Consider the following 15,072-nt stretch of genomic DNA (forward strand, 5'->3'; position numbering starts at 1 on the left):
AGGAAGATGAGCGTTACGACCAAATGAAATTGGGACTGTAGCCGCCTTTAGGCGGATCAAGGGTTACCAGCGCCTTTGAGGCGCCCCAGCAATAAACCTCCGGCTTTGCCGGAGGTAATTTAATTTATGCACCACAACTAGTATTCGATATATTCACATACCGACCCTGATGCTGTTTTGAGAGTAATCTATTATCGTGATTAAAGGTTTACTATTATCGCGCAGATTTGCTGCTGAATGATTTGGATTGAGTCATGCGAAAGTGCTGGGATTGAGTGCGTAACGACGATAGTAATTTTTAAACCCCCACATATTTCTGCCAGGTCTCAGGCGACTGCGTCAGGCTCTCGCTATTGCCATGCCAGACTATCTTGCCCCGTTCCATGATGCTGTGTTGGTCGGCAAGGGGGATGAGCTTCTCTACATATTTATCGATGACCAGCGTGGTTTGACCCTGGTCACGCAGCTTTCTCAAGCAGGCCCAGATTTCTTCGCGCACTAGTGGTGACAAGCCTTCCGTCGCTTCATCCAGGATCAACAGGTGGGGATTAGTCATCAGGGCGCGTGAGATGGCCAGCATTTGCTGTTCGCCACCAGATAACTGGTTACCCATATTGCCAGCCCGTTCTGCCAGACGCGGAAAAAGCTGATAAATCTCTTTGAGGCTCCATGGCGTTTTGCTTTGATTGCGATTGGCGGCAAAGGCGACCAGATTTTCTTTGACGGTCAGGTTAGGGAAAATCTGCCGGCCTTCCGGCACCAAGGCTATGCCCATCCTGGCGATTTTATCCGTCGTCATTTTTTCTATGCGCTGCCCCATGAAACTGATATGGCCCTTATGTGCCGGAGTCAGGCCCAGTATCGAGCGCAAGGTCGTTGTTTTGCCAGCACCATTACGCCCCAGCAGGCTGGCGACTTCGCCCTGGCGTATCTGTAAGTCTATGCCAAACAAGACCTGGCTGTGACCATAGGCGGTAGCGATATGTTCGACTTCCAGTATGGTCTTCATGCGACGTCCTTGATTGCGATATCCATTTCATCACCTAGATAGGCTTTCTTGACTTCCGGGTTCTGGCGTATCTGTTTTGCCGTGCCAGTGGCGATGATGGAGCCTGCCACCAAGACAGAAATACGGTCAGCCAGTTTGAATACTGCATCCATATCATGTTCTATCAAGATCACTGCGGCCTTGCCACGCAGGGCGGCGATCAGATCCAGCATCTTGCCTGATTCTTCATGACCTGTGCCTGCCATGGGTTCATCAAGCAAGAGTAGTTTGGGTTGTGTCGCCAGCGTCAATCCCAGTTCCAGTTGGCGTTGCTCGCCATGTGCGAGTTCACAAGCTTTACTATTGACCACTTCCGCCAAGCCTATGTCGCTGGCGAGTTGTCTTGCTTGCTCAAAAAGTGCCTGCTCATCTATCGCTTTGCGCCAGAAGCGAATGCTGCTGCCTGAGCGTGCCTGTATTGCCAGACTCAGGTTATCGATGACGGTATATGACTGGAAAATATTCGTGATCTGGTAAGAGCGTGCCAACCCTAGCTTGACGCGCTCATGCATGCTGGTGGCAGTAACATCCACACCATTGAAAATTATTTGCCCCTGGTTTGGTGCAATGGCGCCGGATATCTGGTGTATCAGCGTGGTCTTGCCGGCGCCATTCGGGCCTATGATGGCGTGGATTTCGCCGGGCAAGATATCCAGGCTTAGATTGTTGGTTGCGACCAGACCACCATAACGTTTGACCAGAGCTTTTAACTGTAAAACGCTCATGCCTGATCCTCCTGCGGTTTTTTGATGGGCATGAATTTTTGTGGCAGGCTGGCTAGGCCATTTGGCAATAGCATGACCACCAGCAGCAGGATAATGCCCAGATACAGTTGCCAGTGTATGGTGTAGCCAGACAGTATCTCTTCCAGCATCAGCATGACTACCGCACCCAGTATGCCGCCAGACAGATAGCCTACACCGCCCAGTATCACCATCACCATCAGGCTGCCGGATTGTGTCCAGTGCAAAAGGTTAGGGCTGACCAGCATGTTCTGGTTTGCCAGCAGGGCGCCGGCCAGGCTGGCGATACTGCCAGCAATCGCAAAACACAGCAGCTTGTAGCGAAACACTGGGTAACCTATGGCTTCCATGCGGGTTTCATTTTCCTTGATGGCTTGTATCACCCGTCCAAAATGGGAGTTGATAAGCCTATAAAGAACGAAGAGGAATATGGTGCAAATAACCAGCACCAGATAATAAAAATTGCTGTCATTGCTCATATCCAGGCCAGTGACAGAACGTTGCGCCAGGCTCAGGCCATCGTCACCTCCATAATTTTTCAGCGACACAAACAGAAAGTACAGCATCTGCGCAAATGCCAGCGTGATCATGATGAAATACACGCCGCGCGTCCTGAGTGAGACACTGCCTATTGCCAGTGCCAGCACAAAGCCAGTCAGCATCGCCGCCGGCCAGCTGATCCAGGCAGATGTGACGCCATGCTGCATCAGTATGCCTACCACATAAGCACCACTGCCAAAGAAGGCAGCATGCCCCAGGCTGATCATGCCGCCAAAACCGAGTATCAGGTTCAGGCTGCTGGCTACCAGTGCGAAAATCATCAAGCGGCTTAACAGGCCTATATAAAATTCCTGGGCGAAGTAGGTCGCCAGCAGGGGGAAGGCAAGCAGCAGGAGCAGGATGCCTGTGCTGGACTTGCGCGATATGCTGTGATGTAGGCTGCTCTGCATGATGACTCCCTTAGCCTCGCGCAGGGAACAGGCCCTGGGGTTTGTAAAACAGCACGGCTGCCATCAGTACATAAATTAATATTGATGCCAGGGCAGGGCCAAGATTGGCTGCCATCTCCAGTGGCATCAATAGTTTTAGTGCACCAGGCAGCAAGGTTTTGCTCAGGGTATCAACCAGCCCCACCAGTAAGGCACCTACCAGTGCGCCGCGTATCGAGCCTATGCCGCCAATGACGATGACTACAAAAGCCAGTATCAAAATGCTTTCACCCATGCCCACCTGTACAGCAAGTATGGAGCCTAGCAGCGCACCAGCGATGGCGCACAGGGCTGCGCCAAAGGCAAACAGTAGCGTGAACACCAGCTTGATGTTGATACCCATGGTGATGGCCATTTCACGGTTCGACGCTCCAGCCCTCACCAACATGCCTATGCGGGTTTTTGTGACTACAAAATACAGCAGGCCAGCGACAGCCAGCCCGGTCGCAATGATGAACAGGCGAAAAGACGAATAAAAGAAGTCAGGCAGCAATTCCACCGGTTGTGCCAACTGTGGCGGAATATTCAGCATCAGCGGCTGTGCACCCCAGATCATGCGCGCACCTTCGTTGAAGATCAGTATCAATGCAAAAGTCGCCAGTACATGGGACAAATGATCGCGCTGGTATAAATGCCGGAAGACGACTACCTCCAGTATCATGCCCAGCAGCGCAGTCGCTATCACCGCTGCCAGCAAGCCCAGCCAGAAAGAACCCGTCATGCTGGTAAAGCTGGCGGCAAAATAAGCACCTGCCATGTAGAGGGAACCGTGGGCCAGGTTGATGAAGTCCATGATGCCAAAGATCAGCGTCAGGCCTGCAGCCAGCAGGAAAAGCATGAGGCCAAACTGCAAGCCATTTAAGCCGTGTTCAAGCAAAAGCGTGATATTCATCCCCTGATCCCTAAATGCTGATGGTGGTACAGATGTGAAATTACTTTAGGCCTAAAATATACTATAAGCGACGCAATTGAAAATATTTTCTTTGAGAAAATTGAATTTTGATGTGAAAAAACACTTTACCTAAAAATAGTTTAGGTTTAAAGTAGTTTGGTGTTTTCGGGGTTGCTGTATCTACATTGTGTACCAAAGCCGGAGAAGAAATGAATTCAACTGTGCTACCAGGGTCTGCCCATCTGGATACCTTTGCTTTTGATCACTTGCCGCCGCGCGAGCAATGGCCTGAACTGATTTTTTCTTTGCCTGAGTTGCAATATCCTGAACGCCTGAATTGTGTCGCCGACTTGCTCGACAAGATGTGTGCAACTGGCCATGCTGACAGCATGGCCATCCGCAGTCAGACCGAAAGCTGGACTTATTCTCATCTGTTGGCTACTGTCAATCGCATCTCCCACGTCTTGCTGGAGGACATGCATTTGCAGCCCGGTAACAGGGTGTTGTTGCGCGGTGCCAATAATCCCATGATGGCTGCCAGTGTACTGGCTGTCATTAAGGCCGGTTGTATCGCCGTGCCTACCATGCCGCTGTTGCGCGCTAAAGAACTGGGTGTGATCGCCAATAAAGCTGAAATTGCCGCTGCACTCTGTTCAGAAAATTTGCGTGAAGAGATGGAACTGGCTGTGCAGGCCAATCCCATATTGACGCAAGTGGTGTACTTCAATCATCAGGGCGATGATGGCCTGGAAGCCCTCATGGCTGGCAAGTCAATTGAATTTGCCGCCGTTGATACCCTTGCAGAAGATGTCTGCCTCATCAGTTTTACTTCCGGTACGACCGGCATGCCCAAAGGCACTATGCATTTCCACAGGGATGTGTTGGCGATCTGCGATTGCTTTCCGCGTTCCACCTTGCAATCTGCGCAAAACGATATTTTCATAGGCACGCCACCATTGGCATTTACATTTGGCCTGGGTGGCTTGCTGCTATTCCCTTTGCGCGTGGGTGCAACAGCGGTCTTGCTGGAAAAACTGACACCAGAATCCTTGCTGAAAGCCATAGACGAATTCAAGGCTACTGTCTGTTTCACTGCACCTACCTTTTATCGCCAGATGGCCACGCTGGCAAAGAATTTTGATTTATCCAGCCTCAAGAAAACCGTTTCTGCCGGTGAAGCCTTGCCTGCTGCAACCCGTGAAGCCTGGCGTCAGGCGACTGGCCTGGTCATGATAGATGGCATAGGCGCGACCGAGATGCTGCATATCTTTATTTCTGCCGCAGGTGATGAGGCGCGGTCAGGTGCCACTGGCAAGCCCATACCCGGCTACCAGGCATGCATATTTGATGAGCATGGCGACATGGCTGGCCCTGGCGTGGTTGGCCGTCTGGCAGTCAAGGGGCCGACAGGTTGCCGTTACCTGGCAGACGACAGGCAAAAAAATTATGTCCATCAAGGCTGGAACCTGACTGGTGATGCCTATGAAATGGATGCTGACGGTTATTTCTGGTACCGCGCCCGTACTGACGACATGATTATTTCTGCTGGCTACAATATCGCAGGGCCAGAAGTGGAAGAAGCCTTGCTGAAACATCCTGCTGTAGCTGAATGCGCAGTCATAGGCCTGGCTGACGAAGAGCGCGGTCAGATCGTCAAGGCTTTTGTCGTATTGAAAGCTGATGCACAGGCATCCGCAGAGTTGAGTAAAGAAATCCAGGATTTCGTCAAGAATAGCATCGCCCCTTACAAGTATCCGCGTGCCATAGAATTCATGACGAGTTTGCCGCGGACTGAAACCGGCAAATTGCAGCGTTATAAATTGCGTACGCCTGCTGCCAGCTAAGTATCAGGTATTAAGTATCAGATATAAAAGATTCGTCCAAGCCCACTAACCCGAAGGAGACGTCCGTGAAAAAGACCTTGCTGTGTTTATTGTTGTCCAGTATTGCTGCGACCAATGCGAACTATGTTTTCGCCGCAGACAAAGTCAAAGTAGGCATGGTCACCACTTTGTCAGGTGCTGGCGCTGGCCTGGGTGTTGATATACGCGATGGTTTTTCACTGGCCATGAAACATCTGGACAATAAATTCGGCAATTTACCTGTCGAAGTCATCACGGGTGATGATCAGCAAAATCCTGACGCGACCAAGCAACTGGTCGATAAGCTCATCAAGAAAGACAAAGTCGATTTGATGACCGGCATCGTGTTTTCCAATCTGATGCTGGCAGTCGGGCCAACTATTTTTGGTGCCAAAGTGCATTACATCAGCGCCAATGCCGGTCCTTCACAATATGCCGGTGAGCAATGTAATCCTTACTTCTTTAATGTGGCCTGGCAAAACGACAGCCTGCATGAAGCTGTTGGCAAGCAAGTCAATGACAAGGGCTTTAAGAATGTCGCTCTGGTTGCACCTAATTATCCAGCAGGCAAAGACGCGCTGACAGGCTTCAAGCGCTATTACAAGAGCAAGGTTGCCGAAGAAATCTTTACCAAACTGGGGCAGCTTGATTATGCGACAGAACTTGCACAGATCCGTAACCTGAAACCCGATGCCGTGTATATCTTCCTGCCAGGCGGTATGGGCATCAATTTCATCAAGCAGTTTGTGGATGCCGGTTTATCAAAAAATACCCAACTCTTTGGCCCGGGCTTTTCTGCTGATGAAGACATCATCAAGGCAGTAGGTGCTCCCATGTTGGGCATGTTCAATGCATCGCAATGGGGACATGATATGGATAACCCGCAAAACAAGCGTTTTGTAGCCGATTTTCAGAAGGAATATGGCCGCCTGCCATCGCTGTATGCATCGCAGGGTTATGATGCTGCCATGCTGATGGACAGTGCCGTGCGTGGTGTCAAGGGCAAGATAGAAGACAAGGATGCTCTGGGCAAGGCCATCAAGGCAGCCAACTTCAAATCTGTGCGCGGAGACTTCAAGTTCAACAGCAATCACTATCCTGTGCAAAATTATTATGCACGCATCATCAGCAAGGATGCTCAGGGCAGGGTGACGAACAAAACCCTGGGTGCTGTATTTACCAATCACCCCGATGCCTATGTGGCTTCCTGCAAAATGCAATAGTGCAGTGATTGGTCAAACAAAAATTAATCTTCAAGGTAATTTAATGAACATCCTATGCATAGGCGGAGGTCCGGCTGGCCTGTACTTCAGCCTGCTGATGAAAAAGCAAAACCCGGCGCACCAGATCACCATCGTCGAGCGCAATCGCGCTTACGATACCTTTGGCTGGGGCGTGGTGTTTTCTGACCAGACCCTGGGTAATCTGGTGAATGCAGACGAACAGACTGCCCGTTCCATCTTGCAATCTTTTAATCACTGGGATGATATTGACACCCATTTCAATGGGCAGGTCGTTACCTCCGGCGGTCACGGTTTTTGCGGCATAGGTCGCAAGCGTTTACTGAATATCCTGCAAGAGCGTTGCGAAGAACTGGATGTCAAGCTGGTGTTTGAAACGGACGTAACCGACGACCAGGCATTGGCGCTGGAATATGATGCTGATCTTGTCATTGCTTGCGACGGCTTGAACAGCCGTGTGCGCACCCGTTACGAGCAAAGCTATCAGCCCGATATCGACACGCGTAAATGCCGCTTTGTCTGGCTCGGTACCAAAAAGCTGTTCTCGGCTTTTACCTTTGTCTTTGAAGAAACCGAGCATGGCTGGTTCCAGGCGCATGTCTATCAGTACGATGGCGATACGGCGACCTTTATTGTCGAGACTCCGGAAGAAACCTGGCTCAAGGCTGGCATAGATAAAATGAGCCAGGAAGAAGCCATCGCCTTTTGCGAAAACTTGTTCGCCAAATATCTTGATGGCAATGCCCTGATGTCAAATGCCACGCATTTGCGCGGCTCCGCCAACTGGATCAAGTTCCCGCGCATTATCTGCAAGAACTGGGTGCACTGGAATCAATTGAATGGCAAGCGTGTGCCTGTGGTCCTGATGGGGGACGCTGCCCATACTGCCCATTTCTCCATAGGCTCAGGCACCAAACTGGCTTTGGAAGATGCGATAGAACTGGCACGCAGTTTCGAGAAACATGGCGAGCAAGGCATGGATGCCGTCCTGGAAGCCTATCAGGATTTACGTTCCATAGAAGTCTTGAAGATACAAAGCGCAGCCCGCAATTCCATGGAATGGTTTGAAAACGTCCAACGCTATACCGCCATGGAAGCGCCTCAGTTTGCTTATTCCATGTTGACGCGCAGCCAGCGTTTGTCGCATGAAAACCTGCGGGTAAGGGATGCAGCATACGTGCGCAGTTTTGAACACTGGATAGCAGAGCAGGCGTATGCCAAAGTTGGCTTGCCTGTGCCCAAAACAAAAACAGCGATCCCACCCATGCTGACGCCTTATAAATTGCGTGATGTGGTGTTGAAAAACCGCATAGTCGTCTCGCCGATGGCGCAATACTCAGCGGTCGATGGCGTGGCCGGTGATTATCATCTCGTGCATCTGGGTAGCCGGGCCATGGGCGGTGCTGGTCTGGTGTTTGCCGAGATGACTTGCGTCTCTGCCGATGCACGTATCACGCCTGCTTGCCCTGGCCTGTATGCACCTGAACATACGCAAGCCTGGAAGCGCATCGTCGATTTCGTTCACGCCAATACCGAGGCCAAGATTGCCGTGCAGCTCGGCCATGCCGGAGCTAAAGGTTCCACCTGCGTGGCTTGGGAGGGAACAGATCAGCCATTGAAAGAAGCTAACTGGCCACTGGTGTCAGCGTCAGAGCAGCAATACCTGCCCGGCATTTCGCAAATGGCGCGTGCGGCCACTATGGCAGACATGCAACGCATACAAGATGATTTTGTCCAAGCGACCAGGGCAGCAACAGAGGCAGGCTTTGATTGGCTTGAGCTGCATTGCGCTCACGGTTACCTGCTTTCAAGTTTCATCTCGCCACTGACCAATCAGCGTGAAGATGAATATGGAGGCTCGCTGGAAAACCGTTGCCGTTATCCGCTGGAAGTGTTCGCTGCCATACGTGCCGTCTGGCCTGCAGATAAGCCAATCTCAGTGCGCATATCTGCGCACGATTGGGTGGACGGCGGCATTATGCCTGATGATGCAGTTAGCATCGCCAGGCTGTTCAAGGCAGCAGGTGCAGACATGATAGATTGCTCATCCGGCCAGGTCAGCAAGCAGGAAAAACCTGTCTATGGCCGCATGTTCCAGACCCCGTTTGCTGATCGCATACGCAACGAAGCACAAATACCTACTATAGCAGTTGGTGCGATCTTTGAAGCCGATCATGCAAACAGCATCATCGCCGCTGGCCGTGCTGACTTGTGCGCTATCGCCAGACCACACCTGGCTGATCCTGCTTGGACTTTGCATGAAGCAGCCAAACTGGGCTTCAATGACATGCCCTGGCCCAGGCAATATGTCGCCGGAAAAATGCAACTGGAACGCAATCTCGAACGTGATCGACAAGTCGCCGCAGCCAGCGCCGGTCTGACGCCGCAGCAAGTTGCCGCCAAATTGCTGGAAGGATGAGCATGACTGTGCATCAGCAAAAATTACAAGGCAGGCATGCGCTGGTCACCGGTGGTGGCAAGGGTATAGGTCTGGCGATAGCGCAAGCCTTGCTCAGTGAAGGGGCAACAGTGACACTGGCAGGCCGTAGTGAAGCGACTTTGCAGGAGGCTGTGGCTTCCCTGGCGCATGTCAAGGTGCAGTATGTCATCATGGATGTCAGCGATGCGGAATCAGTGCAGGCAGCTTTTCAATTATCGCAGGGTAGGGATGGTCGCATCGACATTCTCATCAATAATGCCGGGCAAGCCAGTTCAGCTTCTTTCCTTAAAACCGATGCCAAATTATGGCAAAACATGCTGGATGTGAATCTGAGCGGCAGCTTCATTTGCATGCAACAGGCTTTGCCTGCGATGCTGGAAGCGGGCTGGGGGCGTATCGTCAATGTGGTCAGTACCGCAGGGCTAAAGGGTTATGCCTATGTCTCTGCCTACTGTGCTGCCAAGCATGGCGTCATAGGTTTGACGCGCGCAGTGGCACTCGAAGTTGCAGCCAAAGGCGTGACCGTGAATGCGGTTTGCCCCGGTTATACCGAAACCGATATCGTCAAGGAAGCCGTTGCCAATATCGTTGCCAAAACTGGTCGTACTGAAGAACAGGCGAAAGCTGAACTGGCCGCTGGCAATCCACAAAAACGCCTGGTGCAACCGCAAGAAGTCGCAGATGCCGTGCTGTGGTTGTGCATGGACGGTGCATCGGCAATGAATGGACAATCCATTGCCGTTGCCGGTGGTGAAGTCATGTGATGAAAACTGAAGAGCAGACAAGATCAGGTATGAAAGAAGACAGTAACCCCGTGTTCGATATGGAAACCCGTCTTACGCAAGATGACCATCAGTCCTTGCGTCTGTGGTTACGCATGCTGTCTTGCACCGTGATGATAGAAGGTGAAATCCGTAGCCGCTTGCGCAGCGAATTCGGGATTACCTTGCCACGTTTCGACCTCATGGCACAACTGGAACGGCATCCCGAAGGTTTGCGCATGGGTGAACTGTCCAAGCGCATGATGGTGACGGGTGGCAACATCACTGGCATTACCGATCAGCTGGAGCAGGAAAAACTGGTGACCCGCGTCGCCGATCTCAAAGACAGACGTGCTTACAGCGTCAAGCTGACGCCTGCTGGCCGTCGCGCCTTCAAACGCATGGCTGCAGTGCATGAAGCATGGATAGCGGATATGTTTTCTGGCTTGCAGGCAGAACAGAAAAGTAAATTATTTGAATTGTTGTCTCAAGTGAAAACGCATTTGCACGAGCCTGGTGTCGATAACAGCCTGGACAACAACATGGACAACAACCCTGAGCAGGAACAAGCACCATGAAATATCTACCCGGACAGCCCCAGGATTTACCTGGCAATCGCCAGCAACTGGCAAACTATGCAGCTCAGCATTTTACCTATGCCGTTGATGCTGGCGTTGCCACCATCACCCTGAATCGGCCAGAACGCAAAAACCCGCTGACCTTTGATTCTTATGCAGAGTTGCGCGACCTGTTCCGTACTTTGTCATATGGCGATGATGTCAAGGCCATCGTCATTACTGGCGCGGGTGAAAACTTTTGTTCTGGTGGGGATGTGCATGAAATCATCGGTCCATTGACCAAGCTTGATATGCCGGGTTTGCTGAGTTTTACCCGCATGACGGGTGATCTCGTCAAAGCCATGCGCGCTTGCCCGCAACCGATTATTGCTGCGATTGATGGTGTTTGCGCTGGTGCTGGCGCCATACTGGCGCTGGCTTCTGATATCCGCATAGGTACGGCACGTAGCAAGACGGCTTTCCTGTTCACCCGCGTTGGTCTGGCTGGTTGCGACATGGGTGCCTGTTCTATTTTGCCGCGCATTATAGGGCAGGGGCGTGCTTCTGACTTGCTATACACCGGGCGCTCAATGTCTGGTGAAGAGGCAGAACGCTGGGGCTTTTTCAATCGCCTGGCGACACCAGAAAATGTGCTGGCGGAAGCGCAGGCCTATGCAAAAAATCTGGCTGAAGGCCCGAATTTTGCTCACGGCATGACCAAGAAAATGCTACAGCAAGAATGGAATATGGGTGTTGATGAAGCCATAGAAGCCGAAGCACAGGCCCAGGCCATATGCATGATGACTAACGATTTCCATCGTGCCTATCATGCCTTCGTTGCCAAGCAAAAACCTGTCTTTGAAGGGGATTGAACATGACGCATATGATGCATGACACCAGCTACCTGGACTGGCCCTTCTTTGACGATAAACACCGTGAGTTGCAACGCACGCTGGATGCCTGGTCTGCAGAAAACCTGCCTGATCATCATGCCGCGGATGTCGATCAGGCCTGCCGCGATCTCGTCAAACAACTGGGCGAGGCTGGCTGGCTCAAAAATGCCATAGGCGGTAGCGCCTATGGTGGCAATGCTGACGTTATCGATACCCGCGCCATTTGTCTGATACGTGAAACACTGGCTCGTCATTCCGGCCTGGCAGATTTTGCCTTTGCCATGCAAGGACTGGGATCTGGTGCGATCAGCTTGCATGGTACAGAGGCGCAAAAGAAAAACTATCTGAGCAAGGTCGCCAAAGGCGAGGCGATTGCTGCTTTTGCTTTGTCGGAACCAGAAGCTGGCTCGGATGTAGCCGCCATGCAATGCGCGGCAGAATTTGTCGTGGATGCAGATGGCGGTCACTATGTCTTGAATGGCGAAAAAACCTGGATTTCCAATGGTGGCATTGCCGACTTCTATGTATTGTTTGCCCGCACTGGCGAAGCACCTGGTGCGCGTGGCATCACTGCATTTATCGTCGATGCTGGTCTGCCGGGCTTTGAAATTGCCGAACGTATCGATGTGATAGCCCCGCATCCGCTGGCACGTCTGAAGTTCACTAATTGTCGCATCGCGGTTACGCAGCGTCTGGGTGAGGCAGGGCAGGGCTTCAAGGTAGCGATGGCGACGCTGGATATCTTCCGTACTTCCGTTGCTGGTGCTGCCCTTGGCTTTGCTCGTCGCGCCATGGACGAAGCCATGCACAGAGTAACGACACGCAAGATGTTTGGCCAGACCCTGGCAGATTTTCAATTGACGCAGGCCAAGCTGGCTCAGATGGCTACTACGATAGATAGCTCAGCACTGCTGATTTACCGCGCAGCCTGGCAAAGAGACCAGGGCCGGAAAGTCACCAAAGAAGCTGCCATGGCCAAACTGACTGCGACTGAAGGTGCGCAGCAAGTGATAGATGCAGCGGTGCAGATGTTTGGCGGCCTGGGCGTCGTCAGCGAAGTGCCGGTAGAGCGCCTGTACCGTGAAATCCGTTCTCTCCGTATCTATGAAGGCGCGACGGAAGTTCAGCAACTGATCATAGGTCGTGAATTGCTGAAAGAGTTTGCCGCAGTATGAGCTTTAATTATGATTTTTACGGCTGAGTTGCCCATACGTTTTGCTCACTGCGACCCGGCAGGCATCGTGTTTTATCCGCGCTATTTTGAAATGATGAATGGTGTGGTAGAAGACTGGTGCGCGCAAGGTTTGGCTTGCAGTTTTCATGAAATGCATATTGCACGCGGCATAGGTTTACCGACCGTGCATCTGGAAACTGATTTCATCAAACCGGCAGAACTGGGCGAAAGCTTGCTGGCGGAGTTGATAGTGACGAAACTAGGCAAGAGTTCAGTCGAACTGGAAATTTGCTTTAGCGGACCGCAACAGGATGTGCGTCTGAAAGCCAGGCTGGTGCTGGTCATGATGGATTTGAAATTGCGCAAGGCAGTAGCGATACCTGATGAACTGCGTACTGCCATGCTGAAGTATTGCGAAATATAAGATAGATAAGATAGATATAATGGACTTTTCAGGCTCAAGGCTGTGAAAAGTCATCAATGAAAGGATAGATGATGGACATTTTGCAACCTCCAGGCTGGGCTAGGCCACGTGGCTATTCGAATGGCATTTCTGCCAGTGGCCGTACTGTGTGCGTCAGTGGCATGGTGGGCTGGGATGCGCAATGCAGCTTTCAGACCGATGATTTCGCGGGCCAGGTAAGGCAGGCCTTGCAGAACATCGTTGAAGTATTGACAGAGGCAAATGCCAAACCTGAGCATATCGTGCGCATGACCTGGTATGTCATCGATAAAAAAGAATATGTAGGTGCCTATAAAGAAGTGGGCGAAGCCTACCGCGATATCATAGGCCGCCATTACCCAACCATGACTGCCGTGCAAGTGGCAGGCTTGATAGAAGACAGAGCCAGGGTAGAGATAGAAGTCACCGCCATCGTACCGGAGTAAATATGCAGACCAGTATTGCAGTTGTAGGCATCGTCGGTGCCGGTGCCATGGGGCGCGGTATTGCCCAGATTGCGGCACAGGCAGGTTTTACCGTGCTCTTGTTTGATGTACAGGCAGATGCTGCCAGTAAAGCCAGTCAGCTCATTGCCGAACAATGGCAAAAAATGCTGAGCAAGGAAAAACTCAGCGCAGAACAATATCAGCGCGCTGTAGAAAACCTGCGAGTCGTCAATAGCATGCAGGAACTGGCCAAATGCGATCTGGTGGTAGAGGCAATTGTTGAAAAGCTGGATGTCAAGCGTACTTTGTTCCAGCAATTGGATGGCGTCGTCAGTGACACTTGCATACTGGCGACCAATACTTCTTCACTGTCAGTCACCGCCATTGCTGCAGGCACAAAAATACCTGAGCGTGTCGCAGGTCTGCATTTCTTTAACCCTGTCCCCTTGATGAAGGTGGTTGAGGTCATCGATGGTTTGCTGACCGATGCTGCGGTCGCCGAGCAGCTCATGGCATTTTCCACGCAAATCGGGCATTTGCCAGTGCGTGCCAAAGATACACCTGGCTTTATCGTCAACCATGCAGGTCGTGGTTATGGCACTGAAGCCCTGCGGATATTGCAAGAGAATGTCGCCAGCTTTCGCCAGATAGACCAGATCATGCGTGAAGCTGCAGGTTTTAAGCTTGGCCCGTTTGAATTGCTGGACCTGACCGGGCTGGATGTATCTCACCCTGTCATGGAAGCGATTTATCATCAGTATTATGAAGAGCCACGCTATCGCCCCAGTGTCATTACTGCTCAGCGGGTACACGCGGGTGTATTAGGTCGCAAGACTGGGCGTGGTTTTTATACTTATACTGGCAACCAGGATGCGCCACCGGTTCCTGAGCAGTTGCCTGCCTGGGCAGGGCCAGTATGGATCAGTCAGGAAAACGCAGACGCAGTGCCAGCGCTGCTTGCCTTGTTTGAGCGTTGCGGCGTTGCTATCGAAAATGGTGAGCAGCCATCCTCAGACGCACTGTGCATAGTCAGTCCATATGGCGAAGATGTCAGTACCTGTGTAGCAAGAGCCGGGCTGGATGCCCGCCGTACTCTTGGCATAGATGCACTGACTGCTTGTCAAGGTAATCTGAGCCTGATGGTGAACCCCGCTACAGATGCAAACCTGGCAGCACAATGCCAGTCCCTGCTGCAAAAAAGCGGGCAGGGCGTCAGCCTGATACAGGATAGTGCCGGTTTCGTGGTTCAGCGTATTTTGGCTACCATCATCAATATCGCTAGCGACATAGCCCAGCAAGGCATATGCAGCCCGCAAGACCTGGACAAGGCAGTGGTATTAGGCCTTGCTTATCCAGCAGGGCCGCTGGCTTGGGGCGACAAACTCGGCACTTCGCGTATACTATTGGTTTTGCGGAACTTGTATGACAGCACTGGCGACCCGCGCTATCGCCCCAGCCCCTGGTTGGTACGCAGGGCGCAACTGGGTTTGTCCTTGCTGCATTTGCCACATCAATAAGGCTGCATAAAACCAGACATGTCACTTCTTATTGTAGGAAAGTGGCATGTAAATAAATATATAACGG

Annotated in this window: 13 protein-coding genes and 1 pseudogene; 10 read left to right on the forward strand and 4 right to left on the reverse strand. The window is 51.8% G+C overall.

The features are described 5' to 3' along the window. Positions 1–298 precede the first annotated feature (298 nt). Genes ACO0LL_RS12970 through ACO0LL_RS12985 form a run of 4 tightly spaced genes read right to left on the reverse strand, consistent with a single transcriptional unit; the run spans position 299 to position 3,672 of the window. Positions 299–1,009 (reverse strand): ABC transporter ATP-binding protein, encoded by a 711-nt coding sequence (locus ACO0LL_RS12970; protein WP_422951280.1) that lies wholly within the window; start codon positions 1,007–1,009, stop codon positions 299–301. Continuing rightward, entirely contained in the window at positions 1,006–1,773 is a 768-nt protein-coding gene (locus ACO0LL_RS12975) for an ABC transporter ATP-binding protein (protein WP_422951281.1), read from the reverse strand. Before ACO0LL_RS12975 ends, ACO0LL_RS12970 begins: the two co-directional genes overlap by 4 nt. Further along, entirely contained in the window at positions 1,770–2,741 is a 972-nt protein-coding gene (locus ACO0LL_RS12980) for a branched-chain amino acid ABC transporter permease (protein WP_422951282.1), read from the reverse strand. Before ACO0LL_RS12980 ends, ACO0LL_RS12975 begins: the two co-directional genes overlap by 4 nt. A gap of 10 nt (positions 2,742–2,751) precedes the next feature. After that, a complete protein-coding gene (locus ACO0LL_RS12985) occupies positions 2,752–3,672 on the reverse strand; it encodes a branched-chain amino acid ABC transporter permease (RefSeq protein WP_422951283.1) in 921 nt (306 codons plus the stop codon). Between the two features lie 209 nt (positions 3,673–3,881). On the opposite strand from ACO0LL_RS12985, the gene ACO0LL_RS12990 reads away from it, so the two are divergent. The 10 genes and pseudogenes from ACO0LL_RS12990 to ACO0LL_RS13035 all read left to right on the forward strand — a co-directional run. Continuing rightward, positions 3,882–5,516, forward strand: coding sequence for an AMP-binding protein (locus tag ACO0LL_RS12990; RefSeq protein ID WP_422951284.1), 1,635 nt, complete (start codon positions 3,882–3,884; stop codon positions 5,514–5,516). Positions 5,517–5,581: 65 nt separating this feature from the next. After that, the gene (locus ACO0LL_RS12995; RefSeq protein WP_422951285.1) at positions 5,582–6,757 is read left to right on the forward strand and encodes an ABC transporter substrate-binding protein; all 1,176 of its coding nucleotides are present in this window, start codon (positions 5,582–5,584) and stop codon (positions 6,755–6,757) included. 43 nt (positions 6,758–6,800) lie between these two features. Then, complete coding sequence (locus ACO0LL_RS13000) at positions 6,801–9,194, forward strand: bifunctional salicylyl-CoA 5-hydroxylase/oxidoreductase (protein WP_422951286.1); 2,394 nt, start codon at positions 6,801–6,803, stop codon at positions 9,192–9,194. A gap of 2 nt (positions 9,195–9,196) precedes the next feature. Beyond that, positions 9,197–9,979 (forward strand): SDR family NAD(P)-dependent oxidoreductase, encoded by a 783-nt coding sequence (locus tag ACO0LL_RS13005; RefSeq protein WP_422951287.1) that lies wholly within the window; start codon positions 9,197–9,199, stop codon positions 9,977–9,979. Further along, positions 9,979–10,554 carry a MarR family winged helix-turn-helix transcriptional regulator gene (locus tag ACO0LL_RS13010; RefSeq protein WP_422951288.1) on the forward strand — a complete coding sequence of 192 codons (576 nt, stop codon included), beginning with the start codon at positions 9,979–9,981 and terminating at the stop codon, positions 10,552–10,554. Before ACO0LL_RS13005 ends, ACO0LL_RS13010 begins: the two co-directional genes overlap by 1 nt. After that, complete coding sequence (locus ACO0LL_RS13015) at positions 10,551–11,405, forward strand: enoyl-CoA hydratase family protein (protein WP_422951289.1); 855 nt, start codon at positions 10,551–10,553, stop codon at positions 11,403–11,405. The genes ACO0LL_RS13010 and ACO0LL_RS13015 overlap by 4 nt, the downstream gene beginning before the upstream one ends. A gap of 14 nt (positions 11,406–11,419) precedes the next feature. Continuing rightward, positions 11,420–12,601 carry an acyl-CoA dehydrogenase family protein gene (locus ACO0LL_RS13020; RefSeq protein WP_422951448.1) on the forward strand — a complete coding sequence of 394 codons (1,182 nt, stop codon included), beginning with the start codon at positions 11,420–11,422 and terminating at the stop codon, positions 12,599–12,601. 9 nt (positions 12,602–12,610) lie between these two features. Continuing rightward, entirely contained in the window at positions 12,611–13,024 is a 414-nt protein-coding gene (locus ACO0LL_RS13025; protein WP_422951290.1) for an acyl-CoA thioesterase, read from the forward strand. A gap of 71 nt (positions 13,025–13,095) precedes the next feature. Next, a complete protein-coding gene (locus ACO0LL_RS13030) occupies positions 13,096–13,488 on the forward strand; it encodes a RidA family protein (RefSeq protein ID WP_422951291.1) in 393 nt (130 codons plus the stop codon). After that, a pseudogene (locus ACO0LL_RS13035) lies at positions 13,476–15,005 on the forward strand (3-hydroxyacyl-CoA dehydrogenase); the annotation flags it as partial. The gene ACO0LL_RS13030 and the pseudogene ACO0LL_RS13035, both read left to right, overlap by 13 nt. Positions 15,006–15,072: the final 67 nt, after the last annotated feature.

This window comes from Undibacterium sp. TC4M20W, assembly GCF_049340245.1.
In the GTDB taxonomy this organism is placed as follows: Bacteria; Pseudomonadota; Gammaproteobacteria; order Burkholderiales; family Burkholderiaceae_D; genus Undibacterium.

Excerpts from the sequence above, each read along its gene's own strand:
- ACO0LL_RS12970 (WP_422951280.1), bottom strand. The coding sequence starts at position 1,009 with ATGAAGACCATACTGGAAGTCGAACATATCGCTACCGCCTATGGTCAC.
- ACO0LL_RS12975 (WP_422951281.1), bottom strand. The coding sequence starts at position 1,773 with ATGAGCGTTTTACAGTTAAAAGCTCTGGTCAAACGTTATGGTGGTCTG.
- ACO0LL_RS12980 (WP_422951282.1), bottom strand. The coding sequence starts at position 2,741 with ATGCAGAGCAGCCTACATCACAGCATATCGCGCAAGTCCAGCACAGGC.
- ACO0LL_RS12985 (WP_422951283.1), bottom strand. The coding sequence starts at position 3,672 with ATGAATATCACGCTTTTGCTTGAACACGGCTTAAATGGCTTGCAGTTT.
- ACO0LL_RS12990 (WP_422951284.1), top strand. The coding sequence starts at position 3,882 with ATGAATTCAACTGTGCTACCAGGGTCTGCCCATCTGGATACCTTTGCT.
- ACO0LL_RS13000 (WP_422951286.1), top strand. The coding sequence starts at position 6,801 with ATGAACATCCTATGCATAGGCGGAGGTCCGGCTGGCCTGTACTTCAGC.
- ACO0LL_RS13005 (WP_422951287.1), top strand. The coding sequence starts at position 9,197 with ATGACTGTGCATCAGCAAAAATTACAAGGCAGGCATGCGCTGGTCACC.
- ACO0LL_RS13010 (WP_422951288.1), top strand. The coding sequence starts at position 9,979 with ATGAAAACTGAAGAGCAGACAAGATCAGGTATGAAAGAAGACAGTAAC.
- ACO0LL_RS13015 (WP_422951289.1), top strand. The coding sequence starts at position 10,551 with ATGAAATATCTACCCGGACAGCCCCAGGATTTACCTGGCAATCGCCAG.
- ACO0LL_RS13020 (WP_422951448.1), top strand. The coding sequence starts at position 11,420 with ATGCATGACACCAGCTACCTGGACTGGCCCTTCTTTGACGATAAACAC.
- ACO0LL_RS13025 (WP_422951290.1), top strand. The coding sequence starts at position 12,611 with ATGATTTTTACGGCTGAGTTGCCCATACGTTTTGCTCACTGCGACCCG.
- ACO0LL_RS13030 (WP_422951291.1), top strand. The coding sequence starts at position 13,096 with ATGGACATTTTGCAACCTCCAGGCTGGGCTAGGCCACGTGGCTATTCG.